Annotated in this window: 17 protein-coding genes and 1 riboswitch; of the genes, 11 read left to right on the top strand and 6 right to left on the bottom strand. The window is 39.5% G+C overall.

From position 1 onward, the window contains the following. Positions 1-190: 190 nt before the first annotated feature. On the bottom strand, positions 191-691 hold the full coding sequence (locus BM098_RS02965; protein ID WP_089830243.1) for an AAA family ATPase: 501 nt from the start codon (positions 689-691) through the stop codon (positions 191-193). Positions 692-909: 218 nt separating this feature from the next. On the opposite strand from BM098_RS02965, the gene BM098_RS02960 reads away from it, so the two are divergent. Continuing rightward, the gene (locus BM098_RS02960; protein ID WP_089830241.1) at positions 910-1,494 is read left to right on the top strand and encodes a hypothetical protein; all 585 of its coding nucleotides are present in this window, start codon (positions 910-912) and stop codon (positions 1,492-1,494) included. A 175-nt stretch (positions 1,495-1,669) separates the two neighbouring features. Here BM098_RS02960 and BM098_RS02955 read toward each other — a convergent pair whose 3' ends face one another. The 4 genes from BM098_RS02955 to BM098_RS02940 form a co-directional block, all read right to left on the bottom strand. After that, positions 1,670-2,281, bottom strand: coding sequence for a YpmS family protein (locus tag BM098_RS02955; protein WP_234987391.1), 612 nt, complete (start codon positions 2,279-2,281; stop codon positions 1,670-1,672). Between the two features lie 61 nt (positions 2,282-2,342). Continuing rightward, entirely contained in the window at positions 2,343-3,278 is a 936-nt protein-coding gene (locus BM098_RS02950; RefSeq protein WP_089830237.1) for a GDSL-type esterase/lipase family protein, read from the bottom strand. A gap of 198 nt (positions 3,279-3,476) precedes the next feature. Next, the gene (locus tag BM098_RS02945; RefSeq protein WP_089830235.1) at positions 3,477-5,153 is read right to left on the bottom strand and encodes an O-acetylhomoserine aminocarboxypropyltransferase/cysteine synthase family protein; all 1,677 of its coding nucleotides are present in this window, start codon (positions 5,151-5,153) and stop codon (positions 3,477-3,479) included. Between the two features lie 138 nt (positions 5,154-5,291). After that, positions 5,292-5,396: riboswitch (SAM riboswitch) on the bottom strand. Positions 5,397-5,505: 109 nt separating this feature from the next. After that, positions 5,506-5,934 carry a NusG domain II-containing protein gene (locus tag BM098_RS02940; RefSeq protein WP_089830251.1) on the bottom strand — a complete coding sequence of 143 codons (429 nt, stop codon included), beginning with the start codon at positions 5,932-5,934 and terminating at the stop codon, positions 5,506-5,508. A 377-nt stretch (positions 5,935-6,311) separates the two neighbouring features. Between BM098_RS02940 and cls the strand changes: the two genes are divergently transcribed. The 10 genes from cls to BM098_RS02890 all read left to right on the top strand — a co-directional run bounded on the left by cls (position 6,312) and on the right by BM098_RS02890 (position 19,623). Then, on the top strand, positions 6,312-7,754 hold the full coding sequence (gene cls / locus BM098_RS02935; RefSeq protein ID WP_089830233.1) for a cardiolipin synthase: 1,443 nt from the start codon (positions 6,312-6,314) through the stop codon (positions 7,752-7,754). 129 nt (positions 7,755-7,883) lie between these two features. After that, entirely contained in the window at positions 7,884-9,764 is a 1,881-nt protein-coding gene (locus BM098_RS02930) for an ABC-F family ATP-binding cassette domain-containing protein (RefSeq protein WP_089830231.1), read from the top strand. A gap of 74 nt (positions 9,765-9,838) precedes the next feature. Beyond that, positions 9,839-11,083: an aminopeptidase gene (locus BM098_RS02925; RefSeq protein WP_089830229.1), complete on the top strand. Its 1,245-nt coding sequence runs from the start codon at positions 9,839-9,841 to the stop codon at positions 11,081-11,083. Between the two features lie 278 nt (positions 11,084-11,361). Beyond that, the gene (locus BM098_RS02920; protein ID WP_089830227.1) at positions 11,362-12,219 is read left to right on the top strand and encodes a PHP domain-containing protein; all 858 of its coding nucleotides are present in this window, start codon (positions 11,362-11,364) and stop codon (positions 12,217-12,219) included. Further along, on the top strand, positions 12,212-12,937 hold the full coding sequence (locus BM098_RS02915) for a polyphosphate polymerase domain-containing protein (RefSeq protein WP_089830224.1): 726 nt from the start codon (positions 12,212-12,214) through the stop codon (positions 12,935-12,937). The genes BM098_RS02920 and BM098_RS02915 overlap by 8 nt, the downstream gene beginning before the upstream one ends. Positions 12,938-12,962: 25 nt before the next feature. Continuing rightward, a complete protein-coding gene (locus BM098_RS02910) occupies positions 12,963-13,640 on the top strand; it encodes a DUF4956 domain-containing protein (RefSeq protein WP_089830223.1) in 678 nt (225 codons plus the stop codon). A gap of 3 nt (positions 13,641-13,643) precedes the next feature. Further along, on the top strand, positions 13,644-15,083 hold the full coding sequence (locus BM098_RS02905; RefSeq protein WP_089830221.1) for a CotH kinase family protein: 1,440 nt from the start codon (positions 13,644-13,646) through the stop codon (positions 15,081-15,083). A gap of 20 nt (positions 15,084-15,103) precedes the next feature. Continuing rightward, the gene (locus tag BM098_RS02900; RefSeq protein WP_089830219.1) at positions 15,104-17,158 is read left to right on the top strand and encodes a hypothetical protein; all 2,055 of its coding nucleotides are present in this window, start codon (positions 15,104-15,106) and stop codon (positions 17,156-17,158) included. Continuing rightward, a complete protein-coding gene (locus BM098_RS02895; RefSeq protein ID WP_089830217.1) occupies positions 17,155-18,216 on the top strand; it encodes a HEAT repeat domain-containing protein in 1,062 nt (353 codons plus the stop codon). Before BM098_RS02900 ends, BM098_RS02895 begins: the two co-directional genes overlap by 4 nt. Positions 18,217-18,219: 3 nt before the next feature. Beyond that, positions 18,220-19,623, top strand: coding sequence for a glycosyltransferase family 2 protein (locus BM098_RS02890; protein WP_089830215.1), 1,404 nt, complete (start codon positions 18,220-18,222; stop codon positions 19,621-19,623). Between the two features lie 60 nt (positions 19,624-19,683). On the opposite strand, the gene recQ is transcribed toward BM098_RS02890, so the two are convergent. Beyond that, on the bottom strand, positions 19,684-21,762 hold the full coding sequence (recQ, locus tag BM098_RS02885; RefSeq protein WP_089830213.1) for a DNA helicase RecQ: 2,079 nt from the start codon (positions 21,760-21,762) through the stop codon (positions 19,684-19,686). Positions 21,763-21,859: the final 97 nt, after the last annotated feature.

The following is a 21,859-nucleotide window of genomic DNA, read 5'->3' as shown; positions in this document are numbered from 1 at the left end:
ACAAGCCTTCATGGCATCACTTATAAAAATCCAGAATTGAAAAGCTCGGCTAACCTCTAGCCCAAAAAGGGCGAGGCCTAGCCGAGCTTTTCTTATGACGGCGTTATTTGTTGTAGGTTCGTTAAGATACGGGTTGGCGAAGGAATATAAAAAAACATCAGCAGCAAAAAGGCGGTTAAGTAACAAAAGTTTAGCTTCTTAGTGATTGGAGAAAGACGTTTGTTTCTTTACGTGAATGGAAGAAATAGACCGGAACATTCGCTGACTTTAAATGCATAAATGTTTGGTTTCTTTTCTTAATTTTAAAGGTGAAGACATACCAAAGAAATGAAGGTTGAAGCTGTTCCTTACATCCTGGTGCCATATCAGGACGGGTCGTATGTTTATATTGGAGGTAACGTTTAATGACACCTAAGAGCGCAACGGGTGTCGGATAGTCTAGGTAAATGACGACATCAGCACGTATTAATCGTTCAGGTAGAGAAGAGGAATAATTGCCGTCGATGATCCATCGGTCTTGTTTTAGTATGACGTGTAGTTGTTTGTTAAACTTTGTCTTATTGATGACCCAATCGGCTTCAAAGAATAGCTGATCTAAATGATAGATAGGAATCTGTAGTGAATGACTTAGTTCGCGGCTCAAGGTGCTTTTACCGGTCCCGGGACTACCAAGAATAAGAATTCGCTGCATAAACAAACACCCCACTTCTTTCGGTTTTGATTGTTGGTTAGACACAAGGTTTGCTGACTGGAAAATTGTATGAAATAGACTTCTTTTTGATAATTTTATGCTATACTGAGAATATGTGATAAAGATTAGTGAATCAATTTTTATTATTTTATCATAAAAAAAAGTAACTTTCTACTTGTTAATGGTGTCTAAGTAGTAAGAAAAGAAAGGGGGCAACTATGAAAGAGACACGTACAATCTATTTATTATTTTTATCGACAGGTACATTATTATCTAAGGCGATTGATTTATATACTAAAACGAATTTAAATCATGTCTCAATTGCCTTCGACAAAGAATTAAGTGAGGTCTATAGCTTTGGTCGGAAACGTCCATATAATCCCTTTATTGGTGGGTTTGTAAAAGAAGCCGTCACCGAACCGTTTTTCAATAAGTCGATGTGTGCTGTGTATGAGTTGAAGATCTCTAATGAGCAATATTTAACTTTACGTCAGCACCTACAAATGATTGAATCGATGCAGCACTTATACCATTATAATTTTATTGGGTTATTCGGATTCTTTATTAATTATGAAGTAAAACGACCTCATGCTTATTTTTGTTCTCAGTTCGTCGCAACGATGCTTCAGGAAATTGATTTGTATCCGAAAGATATCCGCGCAGGTTTAACCCGACCAGATGATTTAAGGCAATGGGACAAGCTAGAACTTGTTTATATGGGGGCACTACAAGAGTATCTACAGTTGCCAGATAAACGACGGAATTTCCGTTTGCCGATTCGCTCATTCTTTCGCATGAGTTAATTATATTGTGACATTTTGTTAATATGAATCAAGATCAAAGCTTGCTATTATATAACTTATACCCAAAACCAATCTGTCTCGTTCAGATTGGTTTATATATTTTCTTTTTTAAAAATAGATAGAGAAACATAAAAAACAGCCGACTTCTAAAGAAGCAGCTGTTTTTTGGTTTATGCTAGTTATCAAAAGAGGTGGCGTCTTGGTCTACGCCGCTTTTTGGCACGGTAAAAGTAAAGATGATGGCGTCAGTTGATAAATCAAGCGCGTCGACTCTAAATCGAAGGTTACTGTCAACCTCAATCGACGTGACAGCTAAATAAATTTGTTCATTCTCTGAATCAAAATAAAGCCAGTCTGGTGTTTCGACTTGTCGGTTAATATAATGAAGAATCCGCCCTCTTGGTAAGTCAAGCAACCCGAGGGAGAGGTCATTCATTTTTAATACGAGGTCACCGTTAGCCATCACAACTGGGTCCATTGTGACGCGAAGTGGAATCGGTACACCGAAGGCGAGTAGTTCGCCATTTAATACGATATCTTCATCAACCGTAACATCAAAATTCGCTTGGTTTGTTTTTAGTACTTGATTAATATACGTATTAATTAAATCATTAAGGTCGTGTTTTGTTGTTTCTACTGTGAATTTAGCACCCGCTTCCTCTTGGTAGGTCGGATTAGGTAGCGTATCAGACACCGGCGGTGTCGCAAGGAGAAACACAAAGAAGGTAACGAGTAACACCCCGTTAATAACAGCGAGTAATATAAAGCGGCGTTGCCATGTCGTCATCTTCTTTATTGATTTGTTCAAACGTTCTTTCACTATCATCAGTCCATTCTGCAGTCTATATCTATTGGGATTCGGTTGATTCATTCTCACTATTCATCTCTGTTGTTAGTGGTTCAATCGTTTGTTTAATATGGCTATACACCCTTGCCCCAATTAACCTGTAACCTGTCTGATTTGGGTGGAAGTTGTCATCGGCGAGTAACGAGATATCTTTAAGCGCGAACAAGTCGTATACATCAATATGATGCCCATTTGGGTAAGATTCGATTACGCCCTTACCGGTTTGATTCCACGAAGTTAAAATCTCATTTAATGCGATCACATTATCAAAGTAGCCAAGAAACGGGTTGAATAAGCCGAGTAAATAAACCTCAGCACCAGGGTTATACTCATTAATTGTCTCGATAATTTCAGTGAGTCGTGTTTCAAAGGCTTGTTCTTCTTCGTTAAACACATCGAGATTTAAATTTAACGCATTATTTTTAACTACTTGCATTAAATCATTGGCCCCAATTGTTATGAGGACAATGTCAGTCTCTTCTATAGAGTCAATGATCGCTTCTTCTTCGGTTAACCGGGTGAGTAATTGATCAGTTCGGTTACCACGCTTACCAAAGTTATCAATGTCTACGCGCGTATTTGTTTGGTCAAAATAGTTATTTAAGACACCGATATAACCTTCGTTATTTGTTTCATCACCAACACCTTGGGTGAGGGAGTCGCCTAAGGCTGTTATTCTGACATCGGTTCGGGTGAAGATTTTTAACGTTTCTTCAACCGCTGTTTTTAAGTCAAGTGATATATCAGTCGCATTTGACTGGACCTCTTCATCCTTTTCATCGACTTGGTTAATCACAGCTTGAATATTATCCCCTTCAGGTTCAATAGATGTTGTCTCATAGATGTTCAAAGGTCTAAAAATAAAAAAGCCGATACTTAAAACAGCGACGACGCTGACTAATATAATGATAAGTAGTTTCTTGCGGTAAAAACTCATAAGACATCCATCCTTAAAAAAGTTCTTTTTGTCATATTCCCTTATCGGTAGTTTTAAAACAAGGGGCTTTCTTATTATAGTAGTCCAAAGCCAGCGTTTCAATAACAAATCAAACAAAAAATGACAAGAAAAATAGCTTGAGCTGTTAAAATGACAGCTCAAGCATATAAAAGAGAGTCGAAAGTATTAAAAACGTTATTAATCACGGCGTGGGTTTAAGCGAATTTTATTGGCGGTACCATAGAGGCACGCCCCTTCAACAACAACTTGATTGTTTGCTAATGCTTGTTGTTTTAACGCTTGGTAATCTACTTTTGTTTTAAACCAGACGATTTTCGCATGAGCTGGAATCTCATTTAATTGATCTGGCTCGGTCACAAACAAAATATCAATAAGATCGGTTTGTTCGGCAAAGGTTTTATAGTGGAAACCTAATTTTTTAATTTTCGTTAAGCAACCGTGTTGGGCCGGGTCACCAACGACGACAATTTCTTTTGGTCTAAGACCATCTTCACGCGCAAACGGTGACTGAAGTGCCCAGTAGACGGCGTCATCGGTTGACGGTGTGAGTGTTGGTTCTGTCTCTGTTGCCTTGGCAATGGCTTGGTCCAAGTCGGCAATAATATCTTGATAGGTTTCAAGGCCAATCGACAGTCGGATTAATTGTTCTGATACACCTGCTTGAGCTAAGCCTTCAGCTGATAATTGTTGGTGTGTTGTTGATGCTGGATGGATAATCAGCGACTTCGCATCACCGACATTCGCGACATGATAAAACAGGTTGACATTGTCAATTACACGTCTTCCGGTCTCGCGGTCACCTTTAATACCAAAAGTAATAACCGAGCCGTAGTAATCAATCAAGTATTTATTTGCGAGTGCGTGCCCCGGGTGATCTTCATTTCCAGGGTAGTTGACCCATTCGACTTGTGGGTGATTATTTAAATAATCAGCGACACGGATTGTGTTTTCATGGTAGCGTTTAATCCGTAAGTTGAGTGTTTCTAAGCCTTGTAGTAAGTTAAAAGCATTTTGCGGACTGAGTGATGGGCCGATATCACGCAACAGTTGGACGCGTAATTTAATCGCAAAAGCTGCTGGTCCTGCGTCAATGCCGTAACGAATACCGTGATACGACTCATCAGGTTCGGTAAAACCTTTAAAACGAGCGTTATTCCAGTTGAAGCGACCACCATCGACAACGACACCACCCATTGAGGTCCCATGGCCACCAATCCATTTCGTAGCTGAGTGAATGACGATATCAGCTCCGAATGTGAGTGGTTTAGCACCGTAAGGTGTCGCAAAGGTGTTATCAATAATAAGGGGCACATCGTAGCTATGAGCAAGATCACTAACGGCTTCAATATCAAATACATTCAGTGACGGATTCGTAATGGTCTCTGCGAAAATTGCTTTTGTTTTAGCAGTGATTGCTTGTTCAAAGTTCTCAGGATCGGTTCCATCAACAAAGATGACCTTAATCCCGTATTTCGGTAATGTCCGGGAGAATAAGTTATAGGTCCCGCCGTAGAGATTACTATCGGTGATAATTTCATCCCCTGCTTCAGCGACATTTAAAATCGCGAGGGTGATCGCTGACATACCTGAAGCGACTCCGACAGCTGCGACGCCATCTTCGATTGCGGCGATGCGCTGTTCAAAGGCATCAACGGTTGGATTCATTATCCGCGAATAAATATTACCAGGTTCTTTTAGCGCAAACAGGTTTTGCGCATGTTCTGTGTCTTTGAATGAAAAAGCGGTTGTTTGATAAATTGGGACAGCGACAGCGCCAGTTGTTGGATCGGTTTGTTGGCCAGCGTGAATCAGTTGTGTTTCAGCACCTTGAATGTGAAAGGGATTGTAAGTCATGAATGATTCCTCCTTAAGAATGGTTGATTTTTGTTTAACTGAATATAATAGTGGCATGGAAGCAATAAGTCATGGGCGGAATAAAAAACACCCACTTCTTAAAAGAATAAGAAGAGGGTGTTAACCGTGCGTGTCCTCCTCTTATCTCTCAGATATCACATCTGTAGGATTTAGCACCTTTCTGCATATGCAGGGGTTGCCGGGCGTCGCAGGGCCTATTCCCTCAGCCACTCGTAATAAGAGTTTTAAGTTGTTAGTATGGATTATAGTGAACTTCTACACATTCGTCAAGTGATTAATCGGAATTTTTTTAATTTTTTATCAATTTAAGTATGTAAACGAATATTTCCTGTTAGTAGGCGTTAATATCAGCAGGTTCGTCGGTACTGACTTCTCCTCTAATATCGATGATTAATTTATGTGGCAGACAAATACTTGTCTCACCAGGCCGCGAAATCCAGCCGGTTTTTACGGCAATCTGATCGGGTGAATTATCTTCTTTCACCCGAATTCGGGTACCGTCTACTTCAATGATGTTGTATTGATTGTCTGTTGGGTAATACGTCTTCAATTCATATGGTGTTGATTCGCTTAAAGTAAACACATCAACAACGTCACCATCAATGGAAATATAAGCAACCACGTCATCATTTGTAGATTGGGCGTAGCTATAGTGAAAGATGGCGAGAGGTGTGAAAGAAATGATGAGTAACATCAAAATGACAAGAGCATCTGTTAGAGTGATGATGTGTTTAAAGCTAGCGTATGATTTGAATGTCATGTGAGCCATTGTATTCGTTCCTTTATGTTACTATAATATGGATAATTCGATTAATTGTTAAATTGAAATACATTGATGTAGTCGCTTTTGTGTATATTAGTATCTTATTGTAAAACGAGTGGTAATGCAATAACCGGAAGCAGCTTATGCGTAAGTTTTTTTGACTGAGACTGCTGAAATAATAAGCTTAAAAAACGGCTCTGACGGGTATAACATATACGAATGAATTGGTTAGCTTACCCTTCTAGCTAAAGAGACCTAACTGCTAAAAAAATAGGTATGACTTTTCACATGGTTTAGGGTTCTTGTGTCTTGAAGTGTGCATGAGAGCACTTTGGTATGCTATATTATGGATAAGAGAGAAAAGAGGTGAGGAAATGACAGTTCCAACATTTTTACTTGGGGCCTTATTGGTCTTTAATATTGTATTAGCTTTCACGATTGTCTTCTTAGAACGCAAAAACCCTACATCAACTTGGGCTTGGTTACTTGTTTTAACCTTTATCCCGGTCGCTGGTTTTATTTTGTATTTAATCTTTGGGCGTAAGCTCAGTAATACCAAATTATTTATTTGGGATAATAAAAGTAAGTTAGGTGTTAAAAAAGCTGCGCATAATCAGCTGCAATTGCTTGAAGAAAATTCATTTCCGATTCAAAAAGGCTATCGCCATCATAAAGATTTATTTTATTTACATTTACGCAATAACGATGCAATCTTAACGCAACATAACGATGTGAAAATCTTTAATGACGGGAAGGAAAAGTTTGATCAGCTGTTATTTGATATTAAACATGCGAAGCACCACGTGCATCTCGTCTATTATATTGTCCGTAGTGACGAACTCGGTTGGAAAGTCGCCGATGCGTTGATTGACCGGGCTAAAAAAGGATTAGAGGTGCGGTTTTTATATGATGATATGGGTGCCAGACGCCTTAGTCGTAAATATATCCAAGCATTAAAAGCAGCGGGGGTACATGTTGAAGCATTTTTTCCTTCAATCATTCCGAAGCTTAATCTTAAAATTAATCACCGAAACCACCGCAAACTCGCTATTATCGATGGCCGGATTGGTTATATCGGTGGGTTTAATATCGGGGATGAATATTTAGGCAAGTTAAGAAAGTTCGGTTACTGGCGTGATACGCACTTGCGCGTCGTCGGTGAAGCGGTCCGAAATATGCAGACGCGATTTATTTTAGACTGGAATCAAGCGTCAAAAGAACAGGTACTGCAATACGACCCGGCCTATTATACTGCCACACCAAAAGGTAACGTCGGGATGCAGATTGTCTCAAGCGGACCGGATAATGACTGGGAACAGATTAAGTATGGTTATATGAAAATGATTATGGAAGCAGAAGAGTATGTTTACATACAAACGCCTTACTTTATTCCGGATGAATCACTGGCTGATGCTGTTCGAATTGCCTCGCTATCAGGGATTGATGTCCGGATTATGATTCCGAATAAGCCGGACCATCCGTTTGTTTACTGGGCCACCTATTCGTATGTTGGGAATATGTTAGAAGCCGGTGCCAAAATTCATATTTATGAAAACGGCTTTCTCCATGCGAAGACGATTGTCGTTGACGGCAAACTATCGAGTGTTGGTACTGCCAACATTGATGTGCGTAGCTTCCGGTTAAACTTTGAAGTAAATGCGTTTATGTACAGTGAACAAGTGGCACGTAAACTATTGAAGCAATATGAGTTAGATATGAAAGAGTGTTATACACTCTCACTTGATGATTATAAGAAGCGTTCGACTTGGATTCGCTTTAAAGAATCTGTCGCCAGATTAATCTCACCGATTCTATAAGATATTACGATCATAGACATTATAAAGAAAAAACACAGTCTTAACGCTCTGGTGCTGTGTTTTTTCTTGTTTAACAGACGGAAGTTATACTATACTAAACAGTAGCGACATGAGAAAAAGGAGATAATTATGGAAATTCTATCAGCACATCAATTACATAAAGCATTTGGTGAAAAAGTCTTACTAGGTGGGGTGAGTTTTTCCATCGAAACCGGCGAACGGATTGGCCTCGTCGGTGTAAACGGAACAGGTAAGTCAACCTTCTTAAAAATTGTTAGTGAGAAAGAAGATACCGACCAGGGTCAATTAAAACACCCGAAAGACTTTACCGTCAGCTATCTAGCCCAAGAAGCTGAGCTATCAGAAGATTTGACCGTCTTAGATGAAATCTATATGGGGGACTTACCCTTGATCAAGACACTTCATCACTATGAACAAGCCCGAATGCGTCTGGAACAAGACCCGATGAGTGAACAAAAACTAAAGACGTTCCAAAAAGCTCAAGAACAAATGGACCGGGAAAACGCCTGGGATCATGAAACGCAGGCGAAAACGATTTTATCTAAGCTAGGTATTCATGATTATCATCAAACGATTCACGCACTTTCGGGAGGGCAAAAAAAACGGGTCGCTCTCGCAAAAGCACTGATTCAACCCGCAGACTTGCTTATACTAGATGAGCCAACCAACCATCTCGATCACGATTCGATTGAATGGCTAGAACAATATTTACCGAGCTATAAGGGTGCGCTTATTATCGTGACCCACGACCGTTATTTCTTAAATCGGGTGACGAATCGAATCTATGAACTAGATAAAGGGCAGATGTACCGCTATGTAGGGAACTATGAAACGTATTTAGAGAAAAAGGCAGAGCGTCTTGCTTTAGCTGAACAAAGCAAACAAAAGCATCAAAACATTTTAAAGAAAGAAATTGCCTGGTTAAAAGCCGGTGTAAAAGCACGGACGACAAAACAAAAAGCGCGCATTGACCGAGTCCATGAAATGAAAAAGCAAACGTTTGAAAAGAAACAACGCGAAGTTGACTTAAACTTGCGCGGGACACGTCTAGGTGATGAAGTGTTTGAGTTAACAGATGTGACGAAAACGTTTGAAAAAACGCCGCTCTTTCAACCATTCAGTTTTTTAATTAAGCCTGATGACCGGATTGGGATTGTCGGTAAGAACGGAAGCGGAAAGTCAACGCTTCTCAATCTGTTGGCGGGACGAATGGCGCCGGATGCGGGTGACATTAGCGTTGGTGAAACAGTGAAGGTTGGTTACTACACGCAAGACCATTCAGAGATGGATGAAGCATTAAAAATCATCGACTACATCAGGAAGACAGCTGATGTGATTCATACGAAAAATGATCAAGTCATTACCGCTGAACAAATGTTGGAGCGGTTCTTATTTGATCGCGCTCAGCAACAAACCTTTATCCGCCGCCTGTCTGGTGGTGAGAAGCGCAGGCTTTATCTCTTACATGTGTTGATGCAGGAACCGAATGTGTTACTCCTTGATGAACCAACCAATGATTTAGATACCGAGACTTTGGCGATACTAGAAAACTACTTAGATGAATTTCCGGGTGTGGTCATTAGTGTCTCGCACGACCGTTATTTTTTAGACCGTACAGCTGATCAATTATTTGTCTTTACCGATGAGGGTGTGATTGACACGTTTTATGGTGACTATAGTGATTACTTAACGGACCGCAAAGAAGACCAGAAAGATCAAAAGGTGATTAAAAAAGAAGCGAGCGCACCGATCAAGAAGAAAAAGAAACTGTCCTATCATGAACAAAAAGAGTGGCAGACGATTGAAGATGACATCAGTGCAATCGAAGAAAAAATTGAGGCGAAAAAACAAGCGATCATTGATGCCGGAAGTGACAGTGAGAAAGTAAGACTGGCGTATGATGAACAACTCACACTTGAAGCAGCATTAGAAGAAAAAATGGAACGCTGGGAAGAGCTATCTCTCCTCGTTGAGTCACTTGACAATTAAATTATTTCAACTATCGAAATACTTTGTGTATAATAGACATGGAGAAACTTAGACTATATTTGGAGGGAAAACAAATGGCAGAACAACAGATGTTAGAAAAATATGCTGAATTGGCATTAAAAACAGGGGTCAACTTAAAAGACAATCAAGTCTTAATGATTAACTCTTCGATTGAAGGGGTTGATTTTACTCGTATTCTTGTAAAAAAAGCTTATGAATTAGGCGCGAAAGATGTTGTCATCAACTGGCAAGATGATGAGATTGCACTGGAACGTTACTTACATGCCTCAGAAGAAGCACTAACGACAGTCCCACAGTGGCTCGTTGATAAGTACTTACACTACGCAGAAGATGATGTCGCACTCTTATCCGTACGTTCAACGAATCCAGATTTATTAAAAGATGTTGATCCGGGACGTGTTGCCAAAGCAACAAAAGCAAGTGCTGAGGCCATGAAAGGTTTCCGTAAGTATACGATGAACGATAAAATTGCTTGGTCAATTATTTCAATTCCAACGAATGACTGGGCGATGAAAATCTTCCCAGGTAAAGATGCAGAAACCGCCAAGGAACTCTTGTGGGAACAAATCTTTAACATTGTTCGAGTGAATACAGATGACCCGATTAAAGCATGGGAAGACCATAATTCAACACTTAAAGCAGCCCACAAAATCTTAAATGATAAAAAATATACATCCCTTAAATTTACCGCACCAGGTACGGAGATTACGTTCGGTTTACCGAAAGGTCATATCTGGAAAGGTGGCGGCGCTTATACAGAAAAATCCCATCACTTTAATCCCAATATGCCGACTGAAGAAGTTTTTACAATGCCGGATAAATACCATGTTGATGGGGTTGTTTCAAGCACAAAGCCACTTATTTACGGCGGGAATATGATTGATAACTTCAAATTAACGTTTAAAGACGGTAAAGTTGTTGATTTTGAGGCAGAAACAGGTTATGACACATTAAAACACTTACTTGATACCGATGAAGGTGCCAAACGACTCGGAGAAGTTGCACTTGTGCCGCACCATTCACCTATTTCACAATCTGGTCTGATTTTCTATAATACGTTGTATGACGAGAATGCTTCTTGTCACATTGCCTTAGGCAAGGCTTACCCAACCAATATTGAGGGCGGAGCGAAAATGTCAGATGAAGAACTAGATGCGCATGGCGTCAACGATAGCTTAACACACGTGGACTTTATGATTGGTTCAGCTGAGTTAGATATTGATGGTGTGTTAGAGAACGGTGAAACAGAAGCGGTGTTCCGTAAAGGCGAATGGGCACTACCTGGTATGAACAACTAAATCATATAAACAGATACTATACCGCCACCCAGATGGTTCTAGTGGGTGGCGGTTTTTTTAAAATGAACTTACTTTTTTTACTTAAAGAGGTTCAATATGTGAAAAGAAGGGTATAAATAAATGATTCAGTCTATAAATAACAAATGGTTTAACTCAGAGGGTAAAAACTTATCTACCCTTGTAGATAACGAGCAAGTAGCGCAACTGTCCTAGCTGTTTTAGGGCAGTTTTTTTAAAAGGTGGCACCAGTCAACAAGCTGTTTAGGGGAGGTGAGTCATTGCGATATGATCTGATTAAATTAGCCATCATTATTACATTGATTATAGGAATCTGGTTTTATGTCACGAAAGATCCAACTGAGTCGAACATCGGTCTTTTTTCATGGGATAAAGAAACGGTGATTGAAAATGGCGAACCTACCTCTGATTTTCTGGAGCAATATCATATTACCCGATTATTTCAATCATTTTCTAGCGACTTATCGTTCGAAGAGATTCAATTGTTCTGTGAAGCGATTGGCGAAGATATTGCTGTCTACCAATTGATTGGGACACCGGAGTGGGCCCATGCTGAAAGTAGGGAGCGTTTACTTGAAGAAGCCGAACGGGTAGTTGACTTAAATCAACGACTACCTGCCAATCAACAGTTAAAAGGTCTAGTCGTTGATATTGAGCCGTATGGACTCGATGACTTTGACTGGGATGATGAAACGCTTCAAATGAGTTTTATGGCTAATATGAAAGCCTTGTATAAGTATGTAACTGCAAACGATTTAGAGATGATTACTGTCGTACCCTACTTTTACGATACAAAAGGCTATAAGGAAGTATTGGAGTTCTTAATCACCGAAGCGTCAACAGAATTAGCGATTATGAATTATTATCGTGATGATGAAATTGAACATATGATGTATGAAGCTGATATCGCTCAATCAGCTGGTATACCCGTCACAACCATCTATGAATTCAAACCACCAGGTGAGTATGGGTTAACAGAGCGCAATACGTATTATGGTGAAGGGCTAGAGAGGGCGCTTTCGAACTTAGAAACTATTAAAGCAACGTATGAAAATCAAGCTGTATACGGTGCCTTTCATGATTTAACGGCACTAAAGGAGGTGGTTGGGTATGAATAAAGTGTACCGGGAAGAGAAAAAGTATTTATTGGATTTAAAACAGTATTATCACTTTAGACACAACATCCAAAAGATTATGACCCGTGACAAACACAGTCTGAATAATCCATATGATGGAAAAAAAGGTGATGGTTATACGATTCGTTCGCTATATTTTGATTCGATTGATGACCGGGATTTTCTAGAGAAAGAAGACGGGATTGAGTTACGACGAAAGTTAAGGCTAAGAACGTATATGCATGATCCCAATTATTGTTTACTAGAATTAAAGAAAAAGCAGGGGCCATATCAACAAAAGACGTCTTATAAACTCACAAAACAAGAAGGTGAACAACTCATCGCTGGTAATTACAGCTTGCTTTTGGAAAAACAACACCCGTTTTTACTTGATTGTTACCAAATGATGATGACACATGTTTACCGGCCGAAGTCAATTGTCACGTATGAACGAGATGCCTTTATCGCTAAAGAAAATCAAATCCGAATTACCTTTGATCAAAAAATCCGAGGATCTGAAAGTGATTTTCATTTGTTTGATGAGAAGTTAATTGAAACGCCATTAATTGATGATAACTATGTCGTATTAGAAGTGAAATACAATGGCTTTTTACTCCAATATATAAAGGATCTCCTCATTCCACTTGAATCGTCACAAATATCAGTGAGTAAGTACAGTCTGAGTCGTAAAATTAGTAAAGATTATCAACTAGAAAAATAATTAGTGAAAAAAGGAGTGGGAAACGATGCGTGACTTTCTTTATCAATTAGCGGAACAGTCTCCAAATTTAAGTTTGAATGATATTCTCATAAATATTTTGATGGCGACAGCATTGGCTGTAGCGATTTATATTTCGTATTGGTACACCCATGTCGGCACTGCCTATAGCCGCAAGTTCAACGTCTCACTGATTACCCTTACCATTCTAACCGCAACGGTTATGACGGTCATCGGTAACAATATTGCTTTATCCCTTGGTATGGTAGGGGCACTCTCGATTGTTCGTTTTAGAACAGCAATCAAAGATTCACGTGATACGACTTATATCTTTTGGGCAATTATTGTTGGGATTGGGTGCGGGTCTGGAGACTATTTAGTCGCAACGATAGGATCTGCGGTTGTCTTTATCGTGTTATTGCTTCTCGGACGTGTGAAGAACAACAACCGAATGTTAGTCATTATTAAAGCCGACCGACAAGTGGAAATGCAAGTGGAAGGTACCGTGTTTAAGCAGTTCAATAAAAAAGCCGTTCTGCGGGTGAAGAATACGACTGAAAAATCAATCGAATGGATTTATGAACTGTCTCAAAAAGAATACAAACTAGAGAGTAAAAAAGACAAGACGATCACAGAGCTCCTTTATAAATTGGGAGGGATTGAATATGTTAACATTGTGGCGCAGTCGGATGAAATTAGTGGATAACTCATGAAAGCGCGAATCTTTTATTTGCTCGTACCTGTTATCATACTTGGTTTAGCGATTTTTGTGTCATTTAATCAATCAGAACGCTATTATAATCGAACCTTTCAACATGAGCTACCGAAAGAAACACGTACCATTCAAATAGATACAACGGAGTTTGAGACACATTTACCTGTTGTGTCAGTGCAGACTAACAATCAAACAATTCCAGGCGCTACAGTTCTGACACCAGAAAAGCATTATCAGCTATCAGAAGATGGTTCAACAGAAATAACCGTTGATGTCACGTTGTTTGATGAGAAACAAAAAGAAGCCAAAGCGCTCTTTCGTGTTCGTGGTAACTCCTCACGATTATTTGAAAAGACGTCGTACGCTCTATCATTTGTAAATGATGACGCTACAGACCGCGAAGTGCAAGTGTTTGGGATGGAGAAAGATAATAACTGGGCCTTACATGGACCGGCGCTTGACCGGACATTACTCAGAAATTATTTAGCGATGAATCTGTCGGGAGAATTGATGCCGTATGCTCCTGATGTCCGTTTTGTTGAATTAGTTATTGATGGGAGCTATGAGGGCGTGTACCTTTTGATGGAGACGGTATCAAAAGGCGAAGGAAGAGTTGATATTCCAACACCTGAACCGAATAGCCCGATGACCAGTTATATTGTTGAGATTGATCGTGCTGAAAAATTAGAATTTCCACTGAATGACTTTCTAGTAGATACGTTCCGTGTCTATCCGTCGGCAACGGAATTAACGTATCCTACTGATCAACAATATTCAGAGGCACGCTTCGAATTCGTTAATGAAGATTTCTCTAAGCTTTCAAAGGACTTGTATCAGATCCCTTACGCGTCAGATCATAATGAGTATAAAAACTTGGTGGATGAGACCGCCTTTTATGATTACTTTATTATTAATGAGTTGTTTCGTAATGTTGATGCTGGTAATTATTCCACTTATTTTTACCGGAACCTACGTGGGAAGTTGACCCCTGTTGTTTGGGACTTTAATAATAGTTTGAATAATTATCAAGAAGTGTTGTTTGATGAGACGGGTTTTTCCTTAGTTGAAGCACCGTTCTTTGAGCAATTACTGATTGAAGAGCGATTTGTAGAAGGTCTGATTGATCGGTACCGTGTACTAAGAGCATCGAAACTTAGTGATGACCGGTTAAAAAGCCTTATTGATGACAGTGTCGCTTATCTTGGCGAGGCTGTTACACGTAACAATTCACGTTGGAACTTATACTTTGATTTAAGTCGCTATAATACAGATGCCTTTTTACAGCCAATTGAACGCAATCCAACGTCGTATGAATTAGCCATTTCACAAATGGAAGATTATTTATTCCGCCGAAGTCAGTGGCTAGATGACCATATTGATGTGCTCTACCAATATAGTCACCCGTCTAGACACAGTTTTAGTTCCGTTAAATAGCGAAGAAAGGGGGACTATTTATGAAGCGATTTTTAATAGCTGCAATCGGTGTATCTGTACTTGTCTTTATTGGTCTTTACCTATACTTCGTGGAAGGTACTTATTTTGCCTTTCTATCAAAAGGAGAGCCCAAGGCTAATTTTTATACGTCTGATTCACAGTTCTTTATTGATGAGAATGGTGTTGAAAGGGCAATCGAAATTAAGGGAGTAGAGGTTGACAGCAGTTATGGTCCACAGCGAGGCAGTGACTTTACGATTGACTTTGATACATGGCAACGCTGGTTTGGATTGATTCAGGACATGGGGGCGAATACTGTTCGTGTCTCAACTGTTATGAATGATACATTTTACCATGCGCTCTACGATTACAATGAAGCAAAAAGTGAGCCGCTCTATTTACTTCAAGGGATTCGTGTCTCTTATGATGAAGTGAGTGGAGATCAAGCTGGCAAGCAGATGCAGTTTTATTCAATATTAAAAGAAGATGCCCGTGATGTGATTGATATTATTCACGGTCGGAATCTTATATTGACAAATGAGACAAAGGGCAGTGGTTTATATCGATATGATCTCTCACCGTATGTGATCGGATATTTGATTGGGGACGAATGGAATCAAGATATGATTAGTTATTTAGATCATACCTTAAACCAAGAGGATACGCACTATGACGGAGAGTATATTAAAACGTCACCTGAGGCAACAACTTTTGAAACGCTCATGGCAACACTTGTTGATGATATGATTCGTTATGAATCGAATAAATATCAAACGCAACGCCCTATCTCAGTCAATAGCACATTTGTGATGGATCCATTTGAGTACCCATCGCAAATTAAACAACAGCTCGGCAAAATTAATCGATTTACGATGGATCACCTTTTGTCTACTGACAAGCATCTTTCAGGTCTATTCGCAAGCTATAGTGATGAAGAATGGCCAGAAGAAGCTCTGCAGTTTATTGAACCAGAATCAACCGAAGTGACCATGAGTGATTATTTAAGTGAATTAAATAACACCCATACGATGCCCGTTATAATCAGTAGCTTTGGCTATCCTAGTGAGTCTTATATTAATCAGACATATAATCAAGCGGATCAATTGGTAGAGAGTCTTACGATGTATCAAGCGAGTGGTCTAAACGGCGCCATTATTCGATCATTTCAAGATGTCTGGGACCGGCGCAATGTAACGACTGCTTTTATGTATGATCTACAACAAATTTATGAATGGCCTGATGCCTTAACACCTAATCAGCATTATGGTCTGATTGGTTTTAAGCCCTATCGAGAGAATGTCTTAATGACGATTGATGGTGAGGACAATGACTGGGAAGACGTCGTTAATCTAAGTGAAACAGACGATGAGTCGATTAAAGTTACACGGGACCATGGTTATCTCTATCTCCTCATCGAATCGGATGATATTACAGCCAATAACCCACTTTATTTTGGTTTTGATTTTCACCCAGAACTTGGCATTCGTGAGATTGATCAAATAGATTTGTCTTTAACAGAACCCATTGAATTCCTGTTAGCTATTCATCCAGATATGGGTGGCGTGATGCACGTCGTTGAAAATTATCAAGCCTCACGTCAACAGTTTTTAGAACGCGTGAATGGTGTGAACCCGTATGTGACGTTACCTAAAGAACCAGTCACGTTTGAACGATTTATGATCGCGGAAAGCAATCAAAAACTGGCTGAGGAAAACGCGACGGAATATACGTATCCGTATAAATTTAGTGATGTTGATCCGCTTGTGTTAAATAGCACAGTCGATCAGTTAGATATAAGTTTAGTCGATCATCGCATAGAACTAAGAATACCTTATGGCCTACTTAATATGTATGACCCACTCAAACCAACCATCCACGATGACTATTATGTGAATGATGGTGTGGAACCTTTTCCAGTCGACGGCTTTCATTTAAGTGTGTTGACAGGTAACGGTGTAGCGACAGATTCAATTTGGCTACCACTTGATTTTTTATCCGGTGATGTGGCAGTTGAAGAGGTTATTAAGCCAAGTTACGAGCGAGTGAAAACCTACTGGGGAGGTGGAGATGAATGATTGTTGTGACGTATATTTATTTCTTTATTTGTCTGTTAATTATGCTCTTTACAGTTGGTTATATTATGTATCAATATTATCGCAAACAGACGGATAAAAAACGTATAGCTACGTTTAAAAGTATTATTGACAAACAGTTAAAAAGCATTCATCAAGACCGCCCTCTTGCTGAGAACCACCGAAAGTATTTGCTTGATAAGTTGAAACATCTTAACTACTTAATTGCTTATCATGATGCGCTTTTGAGCTATCAAAACCATGAAGATATTAAAGACTATAAAGGTGCGATTGAACCAGTCATAAAACAATTGGTAAGTTATTACGCGAAACGAGACGATATGGAAAAAGCCTATATCAGCCATTTTATCGCCACTCATGCTGCGGGTGTCTGGCAGGATGACGTCGTTTATCGTAAGCTGTTTCATTATTTAACTGAACCGAATGTTTACTTACGAGAGAATGTGTTAAAGGCTTTTTATCAACAAAATAATCCTGAGTGGATTGTAAAAGCATATGAGACTTTATCCAGTCAACACATCGACCATCATCAAAAATTAATTCAAGATGGATTAATGCGTTACCCGTATGATAAACGTAGTTTGATTGAACAACTCTATCTTAAACGTGGCTGTTTTAGTGAACCCATCCTCTTAGGTATTATTGGTTTTATCACTTATGAAACGAGTGATTATCAACAACTATTTTATGACTGGGTAAAAGAGGACAAATTACCGTTAGAAGTTGAACTAAAGTTGTACCGTTATTTTAAAAAGTATCCGACTGAGCAAGTCAAACCACATCTCTTGGCGATGCTGTCGTCTCAGCAAGATGAAAAGCGGACTGTTGTCGCTGATGTGTTAGCCGAGTATTGTTGTGACGATGTGATAAAAGCACTTAAAATAGCGGTCGCAGATTCAAATTGGTTTGTTAGACGGAATGCGAGTCGGTCTTTACTTAAAACAGACGTCAAGATTGATGATCTAATGGATATATTAACAGGCCCTGATCGTTATGCACGCGCGATGCTTAGGTATTATCTTGAAACGGAAGGAGGATAACGTATGAATCTCATCGTCCAACAATTCATGAATGGGATTGCACTATTTTTTATTGGTTATATGATTTTATATACGACATACTTGTTTCTTTCCGTTTTATTTGGGGCAATTAGATTATATGATAAAGACCGAATGATGCGACTCAATAATGAATTAAAACATGATTATTATTTACCTGTATCCGTTATTATGCCAGCGTATAACGAAGAAGTGACCATCGTTGATAGTGTGAAGAGCTTACTGAATTTAGATTATAAACTGTTTGAGATTATTATTGTCGATGATGGTTCATCAGATGAAACAACGGATGAGTTGCTTCGAGCCTTTAGGTTTCATCAAACTGATCGACCTATTCAAACAAAAATACCAACGAAAGCAATCGATGTGGTTTATGAGGCAAAGATCAATGGTATTAAAATCATGTTTATTCGTAAAGAAAATGGTGGAAAAGGAGATGCGTTAAATGTTGGCATCAATGCCAGCCGTTATCCGTATTTTGTGACACTTGATGCCGATTCATTACTTCAAAAGAATGCACTTGAAAAGATCATTCAGCCAGTACTCGCTGATGAAAGGGTTATTGCGGTTGGTGGTATGATTAGAATAGCACAATGTGTTAAGATGACAGATGGGCAGGTATTGGATTATCACATGCCATGGCAACCGATTATCGGCATGCAGGTGGTTGAATATGACCGATCATTTTTAGCATCACGAATCTTACTCGATCAATTTAGTGGGAATTTAATTATCTCAGGCGCCTTCGGACTATTTAAAAAAAGTGTTGTCTTATCAGCAGGGGGTTACCAGATAAATACTATCGGGGAAGATATGGAGCTGGTTATGCGGCTGCATACGTTTATGTTAAATAATAACCGACCATACAAAGTGAAGTACCAACCAGAGGCGATTTGTTGGTCTCAGGCACCTGGGTCGGTGCAAGATATTATGAGACAACGCCGTCGTTGGTATTTAGGATTATTTCAGTCCCTTACCGCATACCCAGAAATGTTAACACGGTTTTTAAAAAAGCCGGTAGGATTTATTTCTTATATTTATTACTGGGTTTTTGAATTATTAGCGCCATTTATAGAGGTGTTTGGAATTGTAACTATTGCCCTTGCCAGTGTTTTTGGCCTGTTGAATGTGCCCTATATGATTGAACTCTTTTTTATCTATACGGGATTTGGGGTTATTCTATCATTAACAGCTTTCTTTCAACGTGTCTTTACACAAGGATTAAAGCTACACGTGCTCGATATTATAAAAGCCTTTATTATGGTTGTTTTTGAGAATGCTATTTATCGCTATATACTATCATTCGTTCGGGTGACAGCCTTTATTGGTTATAGAAAAAAAGGAAAGCGTTGGGGTTCGATTAAACGCGTAAAGCAAAAAAATGTGTAAGTAGCTTAATCAGCCACGAGACATTAAAGGGGTGACCTTTGATGTCTCGTGGCTATTTGTTTAGTTAAGGGCACCGTGCTTAGTGAGGGTTAGTTTAATCATCCAGTAGTCTACCTCATCATAGACCATATCTTTAATCGCTTTAAGACGCGCTTCACCGACTTCTTCATACGCCTCTAGAATATGCGCTTCAACCTCTTCATCTAATACGTCTTTAAAATCAATTGCTTCACCGTCTTCGTAAGCGGTAATTAAATGATCATAGACAGTATCAAGTTTAATGTTGCGTAGTTTCGCAATTTTTTCTGGTGGAATACCTTGTTTATAAAAATGTAGCGTCAAGTCATGACTTTTTAAATCACTCGTTTCTTTCATGATCGCCGCTAAGAACAGCTCCCCGTATTGAGCGAATTTCCGTTCACCGACCCCTTTAATTTTAAGCATCGCTTGCTTGGTCTCAGGTAAGTGTCTAGCCATATCACGGAGTGTCGCATCTGAGAAGATCACGTAAGGCGGGACATGTTCTTCCTCACTGATTGCTTTTCTTAAGCTGCGAAATTGTTCGAATAAGCCCGTATGATAATCTTTCACTTCAGCTTCCTTCATCACTGCTTCGCGCAGCCACACTTTTTCTTTATTCTTTAACACGTCAGCAGCCTTACTGGTCAGCGTTAACACAGGGAAGCGTTGATCTCCTGTTTCAAGGTAACCTTCGGCGACGAGTAAGTGAATGAACTGGGTAATCTGTTTTTCAGTCAAATGTTTCATTAAGCCGTAAGTTGATAGCGTGTCAAATTTAAATTGTTTCACTTTCTGGTCTTTTGACCCCTTTAATACTTTGGCGGTAAGCGTCGCACCGAAGCGTTGGTTCATCCGCATCACACATGAAAGGACTTTTTGCGCGTCGACCGTACGGTCAATTTTTTCTGTGCCAGAGGTACAGTTTGTACACATGTCGCAGTCATCATAGGCATGGGTATCTTTAAAGTACTGCAACATATAACGGACAAGGCATTGATCAGTGTAACAATAGCTCGTCATGCTTTGGAGTTTTTTATACTCTTGTTGTTTTTTATCATCATCTAAGTTTGATTGTTCAATTAAGAATTTTTGCAGTTGAATATCTTGTGGTGAAAATAAGAGTGCACAGTCACTTGGTTCACCGTCTCGCCCCGCACGCCCTGCTTCTTGATAATAAGATTCAATGTTCATCGGCATCGAGTGGTGAATGACGAACCTCACGTTTGATTTATCGATGCCCATTCCAAAGGCATTGGTTGCGACCATCACCATCGCTTCATCGGCGATAAATTTATTTTGCTCTTTCACCCGCTTGGTTTCACTGAGGCCGGCGTGATAATAGGCGACTTTCACTCCTTTTTTTAACAACATCCCGTGCACAAGTTCGACTGTTTTACGCGTCGGACAGTAGATGATGCCAGAGTCATTCGGGTGATTGGTGACGTAATCTTTAATAAAGCTTTGTTTATCTTGTCCTTTCAACAAATGAAAGTGTGAGTTATCGCGTTTAAAGCCGGTATTAATGGTATTGTCAGTTGAGATATTCAACAACATTTGAATGTCACGAATGACTTCTGGTGTGGCAGTAGCGGTAAGAGCCATCACATAAGGGACTACTGGTAGCTGTTTAATCCGTTCAACAATCGACCGGTAACTTGGTCTGAAATCATGTCCCCACTGTGAAATACAATGCGCTTCATCAAAGGCGATAAAGCTAATATTTAATTGACTCGCCGCATTAAAAAAGCCATCGTGATCAAACCTTTCTGGTGCAATATAAATAAAGTCATACGCACCGCGGCGCATCTTGTTCATCCGTTCAATATATTCTTCTTTTGTTAGCGTACTATTGATAAAAGTCGCTTTAATACCAATGGTGTTAAGACTGTCGACTTGGTCTTTCATGAGTGAAATAAGCGGCGAGATAATGAGGGCTGTTCCCGTGTCTAGCATGCCAGGAATTTGATAACAAAGCGACTTCCCACCACCGGTTGGCATAATCCCGAGACTGTTTTGCTTGTCCAAGCTACGCTTAATAAGTTCTGCTTGTCCCGGTCTAAATTGGTCGTAACCGAAATAACGTTTTAATATGTCTAAGCTTTCTGTAAAAGTTGCCATCGTTCACCGTTCCTTTTAAGAGTTCTAAGAAGTCTATACTAACACAATTTTGTTTGTTTTGAGAGAAAGACAGTGATACTGATATCAAAAACTGACA

Source organism: Halolactibacillus halophilus (assembly GCF_900115605.1).
Lineage (GTDB): Bacteria > Bacillota > Bacilli > Bacillales > Amphibacillaceae > Halolactibacillus > Halolactibacillus halophilus.
The sequence above is the reverse complement of the archived record's forward strand: the minus strand, read 5'-3'. Positions and strand labels throughout refer to the sequence as shown.

Excerpts from the sequence above, each read along its gene's own strand:
- BM098_RS02965 (WP_089830243.1), bottom strand. The coding sequence starts at position 691 with ATGCAGCGAATTCTTATTCTTGGTAGTCCCGGGACCGGTAAAAGCACC.
- BM098_RS02960 (WP_089830241.1), top strand. The coding sequence starts at position 910 with ATGAAAGAGACACGTACAATCTATTTATTATTTTTATCGACAGGTACA.
- BM098_RS02955 (WP_234987391.1), bottom strand. The coding sequence starts at position 2,281 with ATGACGACATGGCAACGCCGCTTTATATTACTCGCTGTTATTAACGGG.
- BM098_RS02950 (WP_089830237.1), bottom strand. The coding sequence starts at position 3,278 with ATGAGTTTTTACCGCAAGAAACTACTTATCATTATATTAGTCAGCGTC.
- BM098_RS02945 (WP_089830235.1), bottom strand. The coding sequence starts at position 5,153 with ATGACTTACAATCCCTTTCACATTCAAGGTGCTGAAACACAACTGATT.
- BM098_RS02940 (WP_089830251.1), bottom strand. The coding sequence starts at position 5,934 with ATGACATTCAAATCATACGCTAGCTTTAAACACATCATCACTCTAACA.
- cls (WP_089830233.1), top strand. The coding sequence starts at position 6,312 with ATGACAGTTCCAACATTTTTACTTGGGGCCTTATTGGTCTTTAATATT.
- BM098_RS02930 (WP_089830231.1), top strand. The coding sequence starts at position 7,884 with ATGGAAATTCTATCAGCACATCAATTACATAAAGCATTTGGTGAAAAA.
- BM098_RS02925 (WP_089830229.1), top strand. The coding sequence starts at position 9,839 with ATGGCAGAACAACAGATGTTAGAAAAATATGCTGAATTGGCATTAAAA.
- BM098_RS02915 (WP_089830224.1), top strand. The coding sequence starts at position 12,212 with ATGAATAAAGTGTACCGGGAAGAGAAAAAGTATTTATTGGATTTAAAA.
- BM098_RS02910 (WP_089830223.1), top strand. The coding sequence starts at position 12,963 with ATGCGTGACTTTCTTTATCAATTAGCGGAACAGTCTCCAAATTTAAGT.
- BM098_RS02905 (WP_089830221.1), top strand. The coding sequence starts at position 13,644 with ATGAAAGCGCGAATCTTTTATTTGCTCGTACCTGTTATCATACTTGGT.
- BM098_RS02900 (WP_089830219.1), top strand. The coding sequence starts at position 15,104 with ATGAAGCGATTTTTAATAGCTGCAATCGGTGTATCTGTACTTGTCTTT.
- BM098_RS02895 (WP_089830217.1), top strand. The coding sequence starts at position 17,155 with ATGATTGTTGTGACGTATATTTATTTCTTTATTTGTCTGTTAATTATG.
- BM098_RS02890 (WP_089830215.1), top strand. The coding sequence starts at position 18,220 with ATGAATCTCATCGTCCAACAATTCATGAATGGGATTGCACTATTTTTT.
- recQ (WP_089830213.1), bottom strand. The coding sequence starts at position 21,762 with ATGGCAACTTTTACAGAAAGCTTAGACATATTAAAACGTTATTTCGGT.